Annotated in this window: 15 protein-coding genes; 8 read left to right on the forward strand and 7 right to left on the reverse strand. The window is 62.4% G+C overall.

Annotated elements, in window-relative coordinates:
* The 5 genes from AB4O08_RS27780 to AB4O08_RS27800 form a co-directional block, all read right to left on the reverse strand.
* Positions 1–1,002, reverse strand: a complete 1,002-nt coding sequence (locus AB4O08_RS27780) for a LacI family DNA-binding transcriptional regulator (protein ID WP_460114595.1) — start codon at positions 1,000–1,002, stop codon at positions 1–3.
* A 22-nt stretch (positions 1,003–1,024) separates the two neighbouring features.
* Positions 1,025–1,957, reverse strand: a complete 933-nt coding sequence (locus AB4O08_RS27785; protein ID WP_010210471.1) for an ABC transporter substrate-binding protein — start codon at positions 1,955–1,957, stop codon at positions 1,025–1,027.
* A 30-nt stretch (positions 1,958–1,987) separates the two neighbouring features.
* Positions 1,988–2,965: an ABC transporter permease subunit gene (locus tag AB4O08_RS27790; RefSeq protein WP_010210472.1), complete on the reverse strand. Its 978-nt coding sequence runs from the start codon at positions 2,963–2,965 to the stop codon at positions 1,988–1,990.
* Positions 2,958–4,490, reverse strand: a complete 1,533-nt coding sequence (locus AB4O08_RS27795; protein WP_069673062.1) for a sugar ABC transporter ATP-binding protein — start codon at positions 4,488–4,490, stop codon at positions 2,958–2,960. The genes AB4O08_RS27790 and AB4O08_RS27795 overlap by 8 nt, the downstream gene beginning before the upstream one ends.
* Before the next feature lie 164 nt (positions 4,491–4,654).
* Positions 4,655–5,197, reverse strand: a complete 543-nt coding sequence (locus AB4O08_RS27800; protein WP_021493159.1) for a cytochrome b — start codon at positions 5,195–5,197, stop codon at positions 4,655–4,657.
* Between the two features lie 181 nt (positions 5,198–5,378).
* Here AB4O08_RS27800 and AB4O08_RS27805 point away from each other — a divergent pair, with 181 nt between their 5' ends.
* Genes AB4O08_RS27805 through AB4O08_RS27835 form a run of 7 tightly spaced genes read left to right on the forward strand, consistent with a single transcriptional unit; the run spans position 5,379 to position 11,665 of the window.
* Positions 5,379–6,053, forward strand: coding sequence for a thermostable hemolysin (locus AB4O08_RS27805; protein WP_198832021.1), 675 nt, complete (start codon positions 5,379–5,381; stop codon positions 6,051–6,053).
* On the forward strand, positions 6,043–7,521 hold the full coding sequence (locus tag AB4O08_RS27810) for an AMP-binding protein (protein WP_460114596.1): 1,479 nt from the start codon (positions 6,043–6,045) through the stop codon (positions 7,519–7,521). Before AB4O08_RS27805 ends, AB4O08_RS27810 begins: the two co-directional genes overlap by 11 nt.
* Positions 7,518–8,192 (forward strand): TenA family transcriptional regulator, encoded by a 675-nt coding sequence (locus AB4O08_RS27815; RefSeq protein WP_042572414.1) that lies wholly within the window; start codon positions 7,518–7,520, stop codon positions 8,190–8,192. The genes AB4O08_RS27810 and AB4O08_RS27815 overlap by 4 nt, the downstream gene beginning before the upstream one ends.
* Positions 8,179–8,988 (forward strand): SDR family oxidoreductase, encoded by an 810-nt coding sequence (locus AB4O08_RS27820; RefSeq protein WP_010210479.1) that lies wholly within the window; start codon positions 8,179–8,181, stop codon positions 8,986–8,988. Before AB4O08_RS27815 ends, AB4O08_RS27820 begins: the two co-directional genes overlap by 14 nt.
* Entirely contained in the window at positions 8,985–9,629 is a 645-nt protein-coding gene (locus tag AB4O08_RS27825; protein WP_010210481.1) for a tetratricopeptide repeat protein, read from the forward strand. The genes AB4O08_RS27820 and AB4O08_RS27825 overlap by 4 nt, the downstream gene beginning before the upstream one ends.
* 12 nt (positions 9,630–9,641) lie before the next feature.
* On the forward strand, positions 9,642–10,304 hold the full coding sequence (locus AB4O08_RS27830; protein ID WP_010210483.1) for a response regulator: 663 nt from the start codon (positions 9,642–9,644) through the stop codon (positions 10,302–10,304).
* Entirely contained in the window at positions 10,301–11,665 is a 1,365-nt protein-coding gene (locus tag AB4O08_RS27835) for a sensor histidine kinase (protein WP_021493164.1), read from the forward strand. Before AB4O08_RS27830 ends, AB4O08_RS27835 begins: the two co-directional genes overlap by 4 nt.
* Positions 11,666–11,865: 200 nt before the next feature.
* Here AB4O08_RS27835 and AB4O08_RS27840 read toward each other — a convergent pair whose 3' ends face one another.
* Positions 11,866–12,666 carry an alpha/beta fold hydrolase gene (locus AB4O08_RS27840; protein WP_021493165.1) on the reverse strand — a complete coding sequence of 267 codons (801 nt, stop codon included), beginning with the start codon at positions 12,664–12,666 and terminating at the stop codon, positions 11,866–11,868.
* A gap of 143 nt (positions 12,667–12,809) precedes the next feature.
* On the opposite strand from AB4O08_RS27840, the gene AB4O08_RS27845 reads away from it, so the two are divergent.
* On the forward strand, positions 12,810–13,667 hold the full coding sequence (locus tag AB4O08_RS27845; protein ID WP_010210488.1) for an AraC family transcriptional regulator: 858 nt from the start codon (positions 12,810–12,812) through the stop codon (positions 13,665–13,667).
* Here AB4O08_RS27845 and AB4O08_RS27850 read toward each other — a convergent pair.
* Positions 13,629–14,627 carry a M14 family metallopeptidase gene (locus AB4O08_RS27850; protein ID WP_137205958.1) on the reverse strand — a complete coding sequence of 333 codons (999 nt, stop codon included), beginning with the start codon at positions 14,625–14,627 and terminating at the stop codon, positions 13,629–13,631. The genes AB4O08_RS27845 and AB4O08_RS27850 overlap by 39 nt on opposite strands.
* Positions 14,628–14,641 lie beyond the last annotated feature (14 nt).

A 14,641-nucleotide genomic window follows, 5' to 3' on the forward strand; every position in this document is an offset into this window, starting at 1 on the left:
TCATTCCAATCCAATACAGCCACATGAATTACGCACTTGCAGGGTCGGCGTCAGGCGCACGCTGTGGGGCGGCGCGTCAGGCGAGGCCATGCGTTGCAACAACAGGTGCACGGCCTGGGCGCCGAGTGCCTGGACCGGCTGCGCGATCAGGGTCAGGCGTGGCTCGAAAAAGTCCGCCCAGTCAAAATCATCGAAACCGACCAGGGCCATCTGCCCCGGCACGGTAATCTGCGCGTCACGCAGGGCCTGCATGGCGCCGAGGGTCATCAGGTTATTACCGGCCATAATCGCCGTAGGTGGTGCTGCCAGCCCCAGCAACTGCACCGTTGCCTTGCGCGCCGGTTCAGTGTTGGAGCCGCCGTTGACCAGCAGTTGCGGATCAAACGCCAGCCCCGCCGCGAGCAATGCCGCGCGATAACCCGCGACGCGCTCGTCCGTGGTACTGAACCCCTCCCGCCCGGCGATAAAACCAATCCGCCGGTGCCCATGGGCGATCAGGTGCTGGATAAGGGCCTGGGTCGGCTGGGCGTTGTCCACCCCGATCTGGTCAAATTGATCGCTCATCATGCGGTCAACCAGCACTGCTGGAACCTCGTTGGCCCGCAGGTACTCCAGCGCCTTGGAGCCATTGGAGGGCGCCAGCACAATCCCATCCACCCGCCGATGATGCAGCGCCGTGACCACCCGCAATTCCTGCTCCGGATCATCATGGGTGTCGACAAACAGCATCATGTAGCCGTTCTTGGCGCACTCGGTTTCAATCGCGTGCACCGTTTCGCTGAAGTAGTGGTTGGACAACGCCGAGATCGCCACACCCATGGTATTGGTGCTTGACCGGGCCAGCGAGCGCGCCAGGGTGTTGGGGATGTAGCCCAACGCCTGGATCGCCTGCTGCACCGCCAGCACGGTGGCCGGGCTGACCTTGCGGGTGCCGTTCAACACGTGCGACACCGTCGATGTCGACACCCCGGCCCGGCTTGCCACGTCATCCATGGTGACCACGGCGTTGTTCCTTCTCAATGGATCAATGTTTACTCGACCAACCGCTGTACGTACCGATGTTGTCGCGGGTGATCAGTTTGGGCGTGAGCAGGGTAACCGCTTCGGCCGGGGCTTTGTCGTTGAGAATGTCATTGCCCACGTTTACCGCGGTCTGCGCCATGGCCCATGGGTCCTGGCTGGAAGACGCCTGTATCTGGGAGTCGGTCTTCAGCGCATTCTCGATATCCGGCGCGCCATCCACCGAGGTGATGATGAGGCCGCTGCGCTTGAGCTGCTTGGCCGCCAGGTCGCTGCCGACGGCTTGCGGGTCGTTGATCGCGAACAAGCCGTCGATTTTCGGGAAGCGCGTGAGATAACCCTGCATCACGTTCAAGCCACCTTCGCGGGAGCCTTTGCCGTCCTGATCATCGGACAGCACCTTGATGTCGGGCGCAGCAGCGAGTGCGGCCTTGCAACCTTTGACGCGGTCGGTCACGGCGGTCACTTGCGGGCCGTTCTGGATGATCACGTTGCCCTTGCCGGAGAGCTTGTCCACCAGGTACTGGCAGGCCAGCTTGCCGGCTTCGACGTTGTCGGTCTGCACGGTGGCGTTGACGCCCTTGGCGTCCACATCCACAGCGACCACGACGATCCCGGCATCGCGGGCTTTCTTGATCGCCGAGGCCATGGCAGACGGGTCGACGGCGTTGATCAGGATCAGGTCGACCTTGGACGAAATGAAGTTATCGATCTGCGAAAACTGCTTGCTCAGGTCATAGTCAGCCGACACCGAGGTGACCTTGACATTGGGGTTCAGCTCCTTGGCCCGCGCCGTGGCGCCATCGGCCAGGGTCACGAAGTACGGGTTGCCCAGGGAACCCATGCTGATGCCGAGGGCTTTCAACTCACGGGCTTCGACGGCTTGGGACATCAGGGCAGCCAAGGCAATGACGGGAAACATGCGTTTAAGGTTCATGCGGGTCTCTCTTGTGATTGTTGTATGAAATCAGGTCCGCGCACCGGACTGGCGATAACGATCCAGCGCCACCGCGCCGATGATCACAATGCCCTTGATGATGTATTGCCAGATATCCGACACGCCCAGCAGCACCAGCCCATTGGTGAGCACTGCAATGATCAGCGCACCGATCAGTGTGCCGCCGATGGTGCCGACGCCGCCGGTGAAACTGGTGCCACCGAGGATCACCGCCGCAATCGCATCCAGCTCGTAGGATTGCCCCAGTTGCAAACCATTGGCAGCGAATAGACGCGAAGCGCTCATCACCGCGCCCAGCCCGGCCAGCGCGCCGGACATGGCGTAGACGAACAGCAGCACCTTCCACACCTTGATCCCCGACAACCGCGCCGCTTCCGGGTTGCCGCCGACCGAGTAGATCTGCACGCCCATCACCGTGCGGCGCAGGATGAACCACGACAGCGCCACCACGGCCACGGCGATGATCACCAACCAGGGCACGCCGAGTAACGAGTCATTGCCGATGAAGGCAAATGGCAGGTCCGGGTTGAACACGGTCTTGTCGTCCGCCAAAAGCCGCGCCAGCCCGCGCATGGCCGTCAGTGCGCCAAGGGTGACGATAAACGGCGGCAGGCGCATAAAAGCGATCAACCCGCCATTGACCAGCCCGAGCAACAGCCCGAAGCCGATACCCGCGGCAATCCCGAACATGCCGAACTGCGGCGACATCGACGCCTGCAACGCCACCACCGCCGAGGCCGCCAGGATCGCGCCCACTGACAAGTCGATACCGGCGGTGAGGATCACAAACGTCATGCCCGCCGCCAGCACCACGTTCACCGACGCCTGTTGGGAGATGATCGACAGGTTCTGCATCGTCAGGAAGTTCTCGCTGGCCAGGGCAAAGCCCACCAACAGCAAGATCAGCACGGGCAACATGCCCACCGTGCGCATCAGCTCGCGTGCGCGTTCCGCTTTGTTTGTCGTTGCGATATTCAACTCAGCCATGGGCAACCACCTGATCGCCACCGGTGGCGAGGTCAATAATGCGTTCTTGGGAAATAGCCTGGCCGGAGGCACCGCCGACTTCAGCGACGAGCTGGCCTTCGCGCATGATCAACACGCGGTCGCAGGTGCCGATGATTTCCGGCAACTCGCTGGAAATCACCACGATGCCGATGCCGGCCTGGGCCAATTGATTGATGATGCGGTAGATCTCGGACTTGGAGCCGATGTCGACGCCGCGTGTGGGCTCGTCGAGGATCAGCACGTGGGGTTTGACCTCCAGCAGCCGTGCCAGAAGCACCTTCTGCTGATTGCCGCCGGACAAGGCGCCAGCATTGACCTTGCCTGACGCCACGCGAATCGACAGCGACTTGATCGCATCATTGGATCGCTGCAACGCATGGTCGCGGTCCAGCACTCCGCCGGCATGGGCATCCGGCACACAGGCGCAGACGTTGATGTTGTCCGCCACGCTCATGTCGAGGAACAGGCCCTGAGCCTTGCGGTCTTCGGTGAGGTAGACGACGCCTGCGCGAATCGCATCCGCCGGGGTGCGCAGTGGGGTAACGGCCTTGCCGACCACTTCCAGGGTGCCCGAGGTGCGTGGGTCGGCCGCAAAGATCAGCCGCGCCAGCTCGGTGCGCCCTGCCCCGACCAGGCCGGCAATGCCCAGTACTTCGCCGGCATGCACGTCGAAACTGCAGTGGCGCACGCGCTTGCCGTCGGCCATGTCGCGCACCCGCATCACCACGTTGCCGGGGTTATACGCGGCGTGTTCCTTCTTGTAGAACCCTGACAGGTCGCGGCCCACCATCATTTTCACCAACGCTTCGGCGGACAGTGCATCGCGGGTCAACTCGCCGATGTACTGGCCGTCACGCAGCACCGAGACGCGGTCCGATAACGCGTAGATTTCGGCCATGCGGTGGCTGATGTAGATGATCGCCAAGCCCTGGCTGCGCAGTTGCTTGATCAGCGCGAACAAGCGGTCGGTCTCGCGGGATGACAAGGGCGTGGTGGGTTCGTCCATCACCAGGATCTTGGCGTGGGCATGCAGGGCGCGGGCGATTTCCACCAACTGACGCTCGGCGATCGACAGGCTGCTGACTCGCGTGGCCGGGGTGAACTCAGCGCCCAGGCGCTGCAACACTTCGATGCAACCGGCCTCCATGCCCTTACGATCGATGGTCCAGCCGCGCCGCAATTCGCGGCCCAGGTAAATGTTCTCGGCCACGCTCAGGTTGGGGCACAGGCTCAATTCCTGATAGATCACGGCGATGCCAAGGGCTTTGGCGGTGGCGGGGTCGAAGGTGGGGATGAGCTGACCGGCAATGCGGATTTCACCGCCTGGGTCGGCTTGGTAGGCACCGGAGAGAATCTTCATCAGCGTCGACTTGCCGGCGCCGTTCTCCCCCATCAAGGCGTGGATTTCGCCGGGGTAGACCTTCAGGCCGACCGTCTTGAGCACGCGCAAACCATTGAAGGTTTTGCTGATGCCCTGCATCTCAAGCAAGGGTTCAAGGCTCATGGATGAGCTCCTGGATTTTTTTATTTTTGTATTCGAGCCCCTTGGATCAGAGCCGATTGCCACCGACTCTAATCAGATACATTTACTTACGCAAGCGCTTGCGTGAGCCGTTTATCGCAAGATGAAACGTTTCACCAGGCGCGTTATTCGCGATTTGTGTGGTTCTAGCGTTTTGGCAACATGCGCATCAGGGTGTTGTCTCGCACCCAGTAATGATGGAAAAGCCCAGCCACCGCATGCAGGCCGATCAACCAATAACCGGCACTGCCCAGCCATTCGTGCCAATGCTTGAATTGCTTGGCCAGGACCGGGTCTGGCGCTACCAGCGAGGGCAAGGCAAATTCAAAATACGGCACGGGCTTGCCGCCGGCGTTGAGCATCAACCAGGCCAATATCGGCGTGATGATCATCAGGCCGTACAACGCCAGGTGCATAAGGTGCGACACGCCGGTCTGCCAGGCCGGCGGGCGCGGCACGATCGGTGGCCGAGGTGCCAGGCGCCCGAGCAAACGCAACCACACCAGCAGGAAAATCCCGCTGCCGAACAGTGCGTGGCCGCCAAGGAGCAGGCTTTTGAGCGCATGGCCGCGGGGCAACAGGCCTTTGAGTTCGATGCAGCCATAGACGCCAACAAACAGCGCCAGCATCAGCCAATGCAGGGTCATCGATAACCGTGTATAGCGCTGTGTGGTCTGGGTTTCGCTCATGAAAAAGACACCTTGTGGGGAAGGGATGGCCGAACGTGGCTTGGAAGAGTCGACGCCACCCTCCCCGAGGAGTCTTAAGGCAGTCTGAAGATCGCCAAATCGATCATTTTCGCCACCTTCAGACTTCGTTAAGAAATGCCTTCGATACTGCCCCCAACTTCACTTGGGAGGCGTACCGCCAATGCCCGATATCGATTGGAACATTCCCTTGCCCCTGCTATTCGGCCAGGCAAACAGTGCACCGCTGCGCCTCTGCCGCGCCCTGCCCCAAGACCCTCAGCGACCTGCTTTCGAGGCATTTATCCAACAGCGTTTCCGCGTCGCACACGGCGCTGACATTCGCCACTTCATGCCGCAGTTGTTTGGCGTGAGCCACGCCAACGATGAGCTCTGCGCGGTCGCCGGCGTCCGCCTGGCGAGCGCCGAGCCGTTGTTCCTGGAACGCTACCTCGACCATCCGATCGACCCGCTGATCAGTGCCGCCGCCGAACATCCGGTGGAGCGCAGCGTCATCGCCGAAGTCGGCAACCTCGCGGCCAGCGACACCGGCAGTGCGCGCTTGAGCATCATCGCCATTACCTGGCTGCTGGCCATGGGAGGGCTGGAGTGGGTGGCGTTCACCGGCAACATCGGTCTGGTCAACAGCTTCCACCGCCTCGGCTTGAAGCCCGTCACTCTCTGCGCGGCCGACCCGCAGCGCCTGGGCGATGAGCGCCAGCACTGGGGCAGCTACTACGAGAGCCAGCCTTGGGTGCATGTCGGCAATATCCGCGCCGGGTTCATTCATTTACGCAACATGGGCCTGTTCTCACGCCTGGGGTTGCCTACGAACGAGGACGCCAGCAATGTCGCCTGAAACCCGTCGTTTCCACGCCGTGCTGCGCGGCCATGCCGAACGCAACGATGGTGCTATCGCCCTGTGGGGTGACACTTGGAAAATGGACTACACCTCCCTGTTCGCCGAAGTCGCTTATCGCCAGGAGCGCCTGCGCGACGAAGGCGTCAAGGTGGTGGCCCTGGCCCTGGACAATGGCGTCGACGCGATGCTGTGGGACCTGGCAGTGCTGTTCGAAGGCTTGACCTGCCTGACACTGCCTCCGTTCTTCAGCCCGGCCCAGCGCGCCCATTGCCTGGAACAGAGTCACGCCGAACGGGTGATCGCCGAGCCTCACCTGGCGGCAGAACTGCAGGCTGGCGGTTACCGCCAAGCCGGCGAGTTCTGGTGCCGCACCTTTGAAGGCCGGCCAGCGATGCCGTCAAATACCGCCAAGCTGACGTTCACGTCCGGCACCACCGGGGCCCCCAAAGGGGTCTGCCTGAGCGCCGACAGCTTGCTGCGGGTTACCCGCGAGTTGCATCAGGCCAGCCATTCCAGGGACCCGCGGCACCACCTGGCGTTGTTGCCCATCGCGATATTGCTGGAAAACCTCGGCTGCTACGCCGCCTTGTATGCCGGCGCCACTTTGAGCTTGCCCAGCCAGAAAAGCCTGGGCATCCAGGGCGCCAGCGCAGTGGACGCCGCCCAATTGCTCGGTTGCCTGGCAACGCGCCAGCCCCACAGCCTGATCCTGGTGCCGCAATTGTTGTTGATGCTGGTAATCGCCGCCGAGCAAAAGGAGTTCAACCCCCAGAGCCTGCGATTTGCTGCCGTCGGCGGCGCGCGCGTATCCAAGGCCTTGCTGCAACGTGCGCAGCAATTGGGCATGACGGTTTACGAGGGTTACGGGCTGTCGGAGTGCGCGTCTGTGGTGTGCCTCAATCATCCTGAGGCACACCGTCCGGGCAGTGTCGGTCGACCGCTGCCCCACGTTGAAATCCGCCTGGCCGAAGACGGCGAAGTGCTGGTCAAGGGACCGATGCTGCTCGGTTACCTGGACCAGCCCGACCTGCACGCGCCATGGTGGCCCACCGGCGACCTGGGTGACGTTGATGAAGACGGTTTTCTCTACCTCAAGGGCCGCAAGAAGCATCAGTTCGTCACCAGTTACGGGCGCAATGTCAACCCCGACTGGGTCGAGGCCGAGTTGACCCAGGGCGGCATCATCGCCCAGGCATTCGTCTATGGCGAAGCCCTGCCGGAGAACCACGCCCTGCTCTGGCCCCTGCGTGCCGACTGCAGCGACGCCCAACTGGCCGCCGCGGTGGCCGAGGCCAACACCGGCCTGCCCGACTACGCCCAGGTGCATCGCTGGACGCGCCTGGCAGAACCGTTTACCACCGCCAACGGCCTGCTTACGGCCAATGGTCGACCAAAGCGCGACGCCATCGTCGCCCGTTATCAATCCGATCTCACCCCCGAACTGAATGAGGAGTCCTCATCGTGAATTTTTTCGACACCCTGCAAGACGCCACCCAACACGAACGCCAGGCCCTGTTCAATTTGCCGATCATCCGGGACGCCCTGGAAGGCAAGGTCAGCCTGGAAAGCTATCGTGCGTTCCTGGCCCAGGCCTACTATCACGTCCGCCACACGGTGCCATTGATGATGGCCTGCGGTGCGCGCCTGCCGTCACGCCTGGAATGGCTGCGCAAGGCCGTCTGCGAGTACATCGAGGACGAATATGGCCACGAACACTGGGTGCTCAATGACATTGCCGCCTGCGGTGGAGACAAAGACGCGGTGCGCGATGGACGCCCAGGTTTGCCTATCGAGCTGATGGTCAGCTACCTCTATGACCTGATCGCCCGTGACAACCCGGTAGGCCTGTTTGGCATGGTCAATGTGCTGGAAGGCACCAGCATCGCCCTGGCTACCCATGCGGCCGGTAGCATCCGTGAGCGCCTGCAACTGCCGGCCACCGCGTTCAGCTACCTGAGCTCTCACGGTTCCCTGGACATCGGCCACATGGAAACCTACCGCCGCTTGATGAACAGCCTGGAAGACCCCGACGACCAGGCCGCGGTGATCCGTGCATCAAAGGTGGTGTACGCCCTTTACACCGACATGTTCCGCAGCCTGCCGCGTATCGGGGAGACGCCCCATGCGCCTGTCTGATGCTCGCGTGGTGCTGACCGGCGCCAGCGGTGGAATCGGCCTCGCCATCGCCTCTGCCCTGTGCGCCAGTGGTGCGCAGGTGCTCGCCGTAGCCCGCCATCGCGTGCCGCTGGAGGGCTTGCTTGAGCGCTATCCGCAGCAACTGTGCTGGGTCAGTGCCGACCTGACCTTCCTCACCGACCGCCGTAAAGTACTGGCCGCCGCCGAGGCCATCGGTGGCGTCAACCTGTTGATCAACGCAGCCGGCATCAACCACTTTGCCATGTTGGAACAGTTAGACGACAACGAGATCAACAGCATGCTGGCGCTCAACATCACCGCGCCAATCTGCCTGACCAAGCTGCTGCTGCCGCTGCTCAAGCAGGCACCGACCGCCATGGTGGTGAATGTCGGCTCAACGTATGGCTCTATCGGTTACCCCGGCTATGCGACCTACTGCGCCACCAAGTTTGCCTTGCGCGGGTTTTCCGAAGCCCTGCGCCGGGAACTGGCCGACACGCGTGTCGGCGTACTGTACGTAGCGCCGCGCGCGACCCGGACCCAGATGAACAGCCCGGCGGCGCAGGCCTTGAACGATGCACTCAAGTCTAACGTCGACGACCCGAACACCGTGGCGTCCGCGGTGATCCAGGCGATCGCCAACGAACGACGCGACCTTTACCTGGGCTGGCCAGAACGCTTCTTCGTGCGCCTCAACAGCCTGTTGCCGAACCTGGTCGACCGCGGCTTGCGCAAACAACTGCCGCTGGTCCGCCGCTTGAGCGTTAAACCCGTGAATAAGGATCTGAACCCATGAAACAATTGTTCGCCGCGCTGTTGCTCAGCGCCTTGAGCCCCTTCACCTGGGCATTGGACTCCATCGACCAGCAGCGCCTGAATGACATCCAGACGCGCTGGGCCCATATCCAATACAACCTGCCGGAGGAGCAGCGTACCCAAGCGTTCGAACGACTGGCCGCCCAGGCGACAGCGTTCACACAGGATCGCCCTCAGGTCGCCGAAGCGTGGATCTGGTCGGGGATTGTCACCAGCAGTTGGGCCGGCGCTCAGGGCGGGCTCGGCGCCTTGAGCAAGGTCAAGGTGGCCAAGGCCGACCTGGAAACCGCCCTCGCCCTTGACCCCAAGGCCCTGCAAGGTTCGGCTTACACCAGCCTGGCGGCACTGTACGACCGGGTACCTGGCTGGCCGATCGGTTTCGGCGATGCCGACAAAGCTGAGCAGTTGCTCAAACAGGCCTTGCAACTTAACCCGACGGGCATTGATAGTCTTTACTTCTGGGGTGAACACCTCTACCGGCAAAAACGTTATGGCGAAGCCCGTGATGCCTTGCAAAAAGCCCTGCTGGCCGCGCCACGGCCCGGTCGGGAAACCGCCGATGCCGGGCGGCGCAAGGAAATCGAAAGCCTGCTGGCCGACACCCATAAAAAACTCAACTGACAAGGGGTCTGCGTGCGTCTATTACTGATCGAGGATGACGTGGCGCTGGGGGAAGGTATTCACCAGGCGCTGGCTCGCGAAGGGTACACCGTCGATTGGCTGCAAGACGGCAGCAGTGCCCTGCACGCGCTGCTCAGCGAAACCTTTGACGCCGTGGTGTTGGACCTTGGCCTGCCACGCATGGACGGGCTGGAAGTGCTGCGTCGCCTGCGCGACAGTGGCGCCACGGTGCCCGTGTTGATCCTCACGGCACGCGATGCCACCGAGGACCGCATTGCCGGGCTCGATGCCGGTGCCGATGACTACCTGATCAAACCCTTCGATCTGGCCGAACTCAAGGCGCGCTTGCGCGCCTTGCTGCGCCGCAGCGCCGGCCGCGCTCGGGTGGTGATCGAACACGCTGGCATCTGCCTTGACCCGAGCACGCAGCACGTCAGTTACCATGGCCAACCCGTGCTGCTGACTCCCAAGGAATATCAACTACTGCACGAATTGCTGTCACCGCCCGGCCGCGTCATGACCCGTGACCAATTGATGCAGTTGCTCTACGGCTGGAACGAAGAAGCCGAAAGCAACACGCTGGAAGTGCATATCCATCACCTGCGCAAGAAGTTCACCAGCGATCTGATCCGTACCATTCGAGGCGTTGGCTACCTGGTGGAGGAGCGCCGATGACTTCGATCCGGCGGCGCACCCTGACGCTGATCATCGGCCTGTTGCTCACCGGTTTGCTGGTGATCAGCGTGCTGAACCTGCATGACAGCAATCACGAAATTGCCGAAGTCTACGATGCACAACTGGCGCAGAATGCGCGCCTGCTCCAAGGTGTCATGAGCCTGCCACTGGCAAGCAAAGACCAGGCCGACCTGTATCGCGCCTTTAACAAAGCCTTGGGCGAGGCCATTCCCAAGGTGGATGGGCACCCTTACGAAAGCAAGATCGCCTTCCAGGTGTGGAGCCCAAAAGGCGAACTGCTGGTATTTACCGCCAGCGCGCCATCATTCGCCGTGCCCCCGGCACAACCGGGGTACAGCAATATCGACGACCTGAACGGCCGGGAATGGCGCGGTTTCGTGCTCAAGGACAAGGACAATGGCCTGCGCATCTGGGTGGGTGAGCGTGACGACGTGCGCTCCGACCTGGTGCAACGCATCGTGCGGCATACTTTATGGCCCAATGTGTTGGGTAGCTTGATCCTGGCAGCAATGGTCTGGCTGGCCATCGGCTGGGGTCTCAAGCCGCTGGCCGATATGGCCGCCACGTTGCGGGCGCGGCACTCAGGCTCACTGGAACCGATGCAATTGACGCCCTTGCCCACCGAGCTGGAGCCGATGCAGGCGGCATTGAACCGGATGCTCGCGCAGATCCAGGAGATGCTCGGCCGTGAGCGGCGCTTTATCGCCGACGCTGCCCACGAGATGCGCACGCCCCTGGCGGTATTGCGCGTGCACGCGCAAAACCTGCTGGAGGCCGGCACCGAAGCCGAACGACGCGAATCACTGGCCTTTCTGATCACAGGCGTCGACCGCACCAGCCGCCTGGTCAGCCAATTGCTGACCATGGCGCGCCTGGAACCCAGCGCCGGGCAACTAACACTTCAGACGATCGACCTCGCGACAACCGTGCGTGAAACGCTGATCCAGCTGACACCCTGGCTGCTGAGCAAAGGCCTGGAACTGGTGTTCAATGCCGACGATGCCCCGTACCGTGTGACGACCGATCCTGGCGCGATCAACATTGCCCTGACCAACCTGGTGACCAACGCGGCGAATTTCTCTCCAGAACATGGGGTCATCACCGTGAAGCTGAGCCAGGACGCCAAACGCTTCGTACTGACCGTGGACGACCAAGGGCCGGGCATCGACGAGAGTCAGCGCGAACGTCTCTTCGAGCTGTTCTACAGCCGGGGCAATCCCGAAGGCGCTGGCTTGGGCCTGACCATCGTGCACACCATCGCTCAGCACTTGGGCGGCCGGGTACACCTGGAAAACCTGGCGTCCGGTGGCCTGAGAGCGACACTGGAGATACCTAGGTGAAGTCTGCGCCGGCGGGCACATTGGAGCGCCTGTTGCTGGAGCGCTTAGAGAACCCTTGAGGTCTCCTGCAATCGGAAAGCCGATCTCGATCAAATGTGGGAGCTGGCTTGCCTGCGATGGCATCACCTGGCTATGCCTGATGTGCCGAGTACCTGCATCGCCGGCGAGCCAGCTCCTATCGTCGAGTGGTATCAGCGCTGTTATTGCGCGTTAGCCTTCGCCGCATCGTTGATGATCGCCACCACCCGCGTCGGGTTCGACACCATCACCACGTGGGAAGCTCCCTTCACATCCACGGTTTCCTTCGAACCCGCACGGTCGGCCATGAATTTAAGCGCGGCCTCGGGAATATTTTTGTCAGCTGAGCCGTATATGAAGTAGGACGGCACGCTTTTCCAGGCTGGGTCACCCGACGGCTCCTTCAGCGCGGCTTCGGTGATCGGACGTTGCCCGGCTGCCATCAACTGGGCTTCCTTGGGTGCCACGTCGGCGGCGAACTGGCTGTTGAACTTGTCTTGCTGGATATACAGGTCGGTCACGCCGTCCTTGGAGACCACCGGTTTGTCGAGGGTCGGACCCAGGGTGCCGCCAGGGTAGCGGCCGGACAGTTCGAACGCGGTCTCGCCTTTTTCCGGGGCGAAAGCGGCCACATACACCAGCGCCTTGACCTTGTCGCTGCCATGCACGGCGTTGGTAATGACCGAGCCTCCGTAGGAGTGGCCGACCAGGATCACCGGCCCCGGGGTATGTGCGACGATGTCGGCGACGTAGTCCGAGTCGGTCTTGACGCTGCGCAGCGGGTTGGCCACGGCGACCACCGGGTAGCCTTCGGCCTTGAGTCCGGCGATCACGCCGTTCCAGCTGGAGGCGTCGGCGAACGCGCCATGCACCAATACCACGGTGGCTTTCTGTGGCGCGGCAAAGCTGGCGGTGGCGATACCGAAGGCCAATGCACCGGTGATCAGGGCGGCGGCGACGCGGGAGAACTTGAAGGTTTTCATAGACGTTTGCTCCGTTAGGGTAGGCGCTCAAGGCGTTGAACGTGAGGCCATGATGCCGAAGTGTGTTTTACAAATGGAGGCTAATAGTCGACGATATAGCGCAGATCGTCTAAAAATATTGTTTATTTGCTATCAGGTGAGTCATGGATCGCTTGTCCACACTGCTGGTGCACTTCGGCATCGGTGCCGATACCTTTCACAGCGGGCCCCTGCACGGCGCCCTCGACACCCGCGATCTGCAGCAGCGCGGCCGGGTTTACTTGCTCAAGGAAGGCCAGGCCAGCCTGGAAATGCCCGACGGCACCCTGCGTATTCCCGAGCCCAGCCTGGTGCTGGTGCCGCGTCCCCTGCCCCATCGGTTGGTCGCGGCAAAAGCTGAGCGCGCCCAGGTGGTGGCGGCTTCGCTGCGCTTTGATGGGGGGATCGATAACCCATTGTCCGTGGCGCTGACCGACACCATCGTGATGCCGCTGCAGCAGATCCCAATGATCGCCGGCACGCTGGACTGGCTGTTCGACGAAGCCTTTGCCGAACATTGCGGTCGCGAGGCGGTGATGAACCGGCTGTTTGAGCTGATGGTGATTCAGTTCCTGCGCCACATGATGGCCTATCACAGCATGACCACCGGCATGATGTCTGGCCTGGCTGACTTGCGCCTGGCGCGGGCCATGACCTTATTGCACAACAACCCCGAACGCCCATGGACCGTGCAGGAAATGGCCGTTGAGTCGAACATGTCCCGTGCCAGTTTCGCCGCGCATTTCCATAAAGTGGTCGGCCAGACTCCAGCCGACTACGTGCTGAGCTGGCGCGTGAGCCTGGCACAGAAACGCCTGCGTGAAGGTCGCCCCATCGCCCTGATCGCCGATGAAGTCGGTTATGAAAGCCCCTCGGCGCTGGCCCGTGCGTTTCGCCGCAAGATCGGCACCAGCCCGCGGGAGTGGCTGCAGTTGCAGGCGCCGCTACGGGTCGAGCACGCCGCCGCTGTAGCTGGCGGATAACCGTGTGCCAGTGAACTTGGCGACCACCGAGCCCTGGGCCACCAGGCGCTCGCGGTGCGCGGTGACCATGCGTCCGGCCTGGGCAGCGTGCAAGGTCACTTCGGAGGTCGGATCACCGGGGCGGCCGATAATGCGCGCGAAACACGTGCCTTCGTCCACGTAGTCGCCCAGGCTTTTCTCGAACACCAATATCCCGGCGCAGGGGGCGAGGATGGTTTCCATGCAGCCCATGTCGACCACGTCGCCTGGCCATTCGGCGATGCTCGCCACCTCGTCGATCACGCCGTGGACGCACAACCACGCCCACAAGCCATCGGCATCCTGTTGCGCCAGGGCGTCGCTGACGTCTGCCTGCCCGCGCAGCTCAATGGTGGCGGCCAGTTGCGGCGATGCGTGATTGATGATGGTTTCTTCAAAGGAGCCATCGCCGCCTTCATCCCAGACAATCACCAGCTCCACCTGCAACGCTGCTGCCAGCGCCAGGCCTTGGTCGGGCCAGAAACGGCGATGGATGTAGAGGTATGGCAACGCCTCGTCATCGGTGTGCAGGTCCAGCACCAGGTCAGCCTCGGCAGCCAACTGCACCAGGCGTTTCTGCCATTGCGCCAGGTTGCTCGCCGGGCGCTCCATGGCCAGGGAATGGTCGAAGGCACGGTTGAAATTCTGCCCGGTGGCTTCGTGAAACCGTCCGAGCAAGCGGCCCTGGCGAAACTGGCCGATGCCGAAGGGATTGGCTTGGGGCACCACGGTGACCGTCCCCTTGAGTCGCCCCTGATCGGCACATGCCTGCAAGCGCGGCAGCAATTGATGCAATACCAGCATCCCGGCGATTTCGTCGGCATGCACGCCCGCCTGCAGGTGCACCTTCGGCCCAGTGCCGTCGCCGTCAAAACGCCAGGCCCCGATATTCAGCACATTGCCGGCGTCGCCGGTTTCCTGCCACGAAAGGTCTTTCGCCATGCCTTGCCCTCCTC

The organism is Pseudomonas sp. H3_E07, from assembly GCF_054668895.1.

Excerpts from the sequence above, each read along its gene's own strand:
- AB4O08_RS27850 (WP_137205958.1), bottom strand. The coding sequence starts at position 14,627 with ATGGCGAAAGACCTTTCGTGGCAGGAAACCGGCGACGCCGGCAATGTG.
- AB4O08_RS27785 (WP_010210471.1), bottom strand. The coding sequence starts at position 1,957 with ATGAACCTTAAACGCATGTTTCCCGTCATTGCCTTGGCTGCCCTGATG.
- AB4O08_RS27820 (WP_010210479.1), top strand. The coding sequence starts at position 8,179 with ATGCGCCTGTCTGATGCTCGCGTGGTGCTGACCGGCGCCAGCGGTGGA.
- AB4O08_RS27845 (WP_010210488.1), top strand. The coding sequence starts at position 12,810 with ATGGATCGCTTGTCCACACTGCTGGTGCACTTCGGCATCGGTGCCGAT.
- AB4O08_RS27810 (WP_460114596.1), top strand. The coding sequence starts at position 6,043 with ATGTCGCCTGAAACCCGTCGTTTCCACGCCGTGCTGCGCGGCCATGCC.
- AB4O08_RS27840 (WP_021493165.1), bottom strand. The coding sequence starts at position 12,666 with ATGAAAACCTTCAAGTTCTCCCGCGTCGCCGCCGCCCTGATCACCGGT.
- AB4O08_RS27790 (WP_010210472.1), bottom strand. The coding sequence starts at position 2,965 with ATGGCTGAGTTGAATATCGCAACGACAAACAAAGCGGAACGCGCACGC.
- AB4O08_RS27825 (WP_010210481.1), top strand. The coding sequence starts at position 8,985 with ATGAAACAATTGTTCGCCGCGCTGTTGCTCAGCGCCTTGAGCCCCTTC.
- AB4O08_RS27800 (WP_021493159.1), bottom strand. The coding sequence starts at position 5,197 with ATGAGCGAAACCCAGACCACACAGCGCTATACACGGTTATCGATGACC.
- AB4O08_RS27835 (WP_021493164.1), top strand. The coding sequence starts at position 10,301 with ATGACTTCGATCCGGCGGCGCACCCTGACGCTGATCATCGGCCTGTTG.
- AB4O08_RS27805 (WP_198832021.1), top strand. The coding sequence starts at position 5,379 with ATGCCCGATATCGATTGGAACATTCCCTTGCCCCTGCTATTCGGCCAG.
- AB4O08_RS27795 (WP_069673062.1), bottom strand. The coding sequence starts at position 4,490 with ATGAGCCTTGAACCCTTGCTTGAGATGCAGGGCATCAGCAAAACCTTC.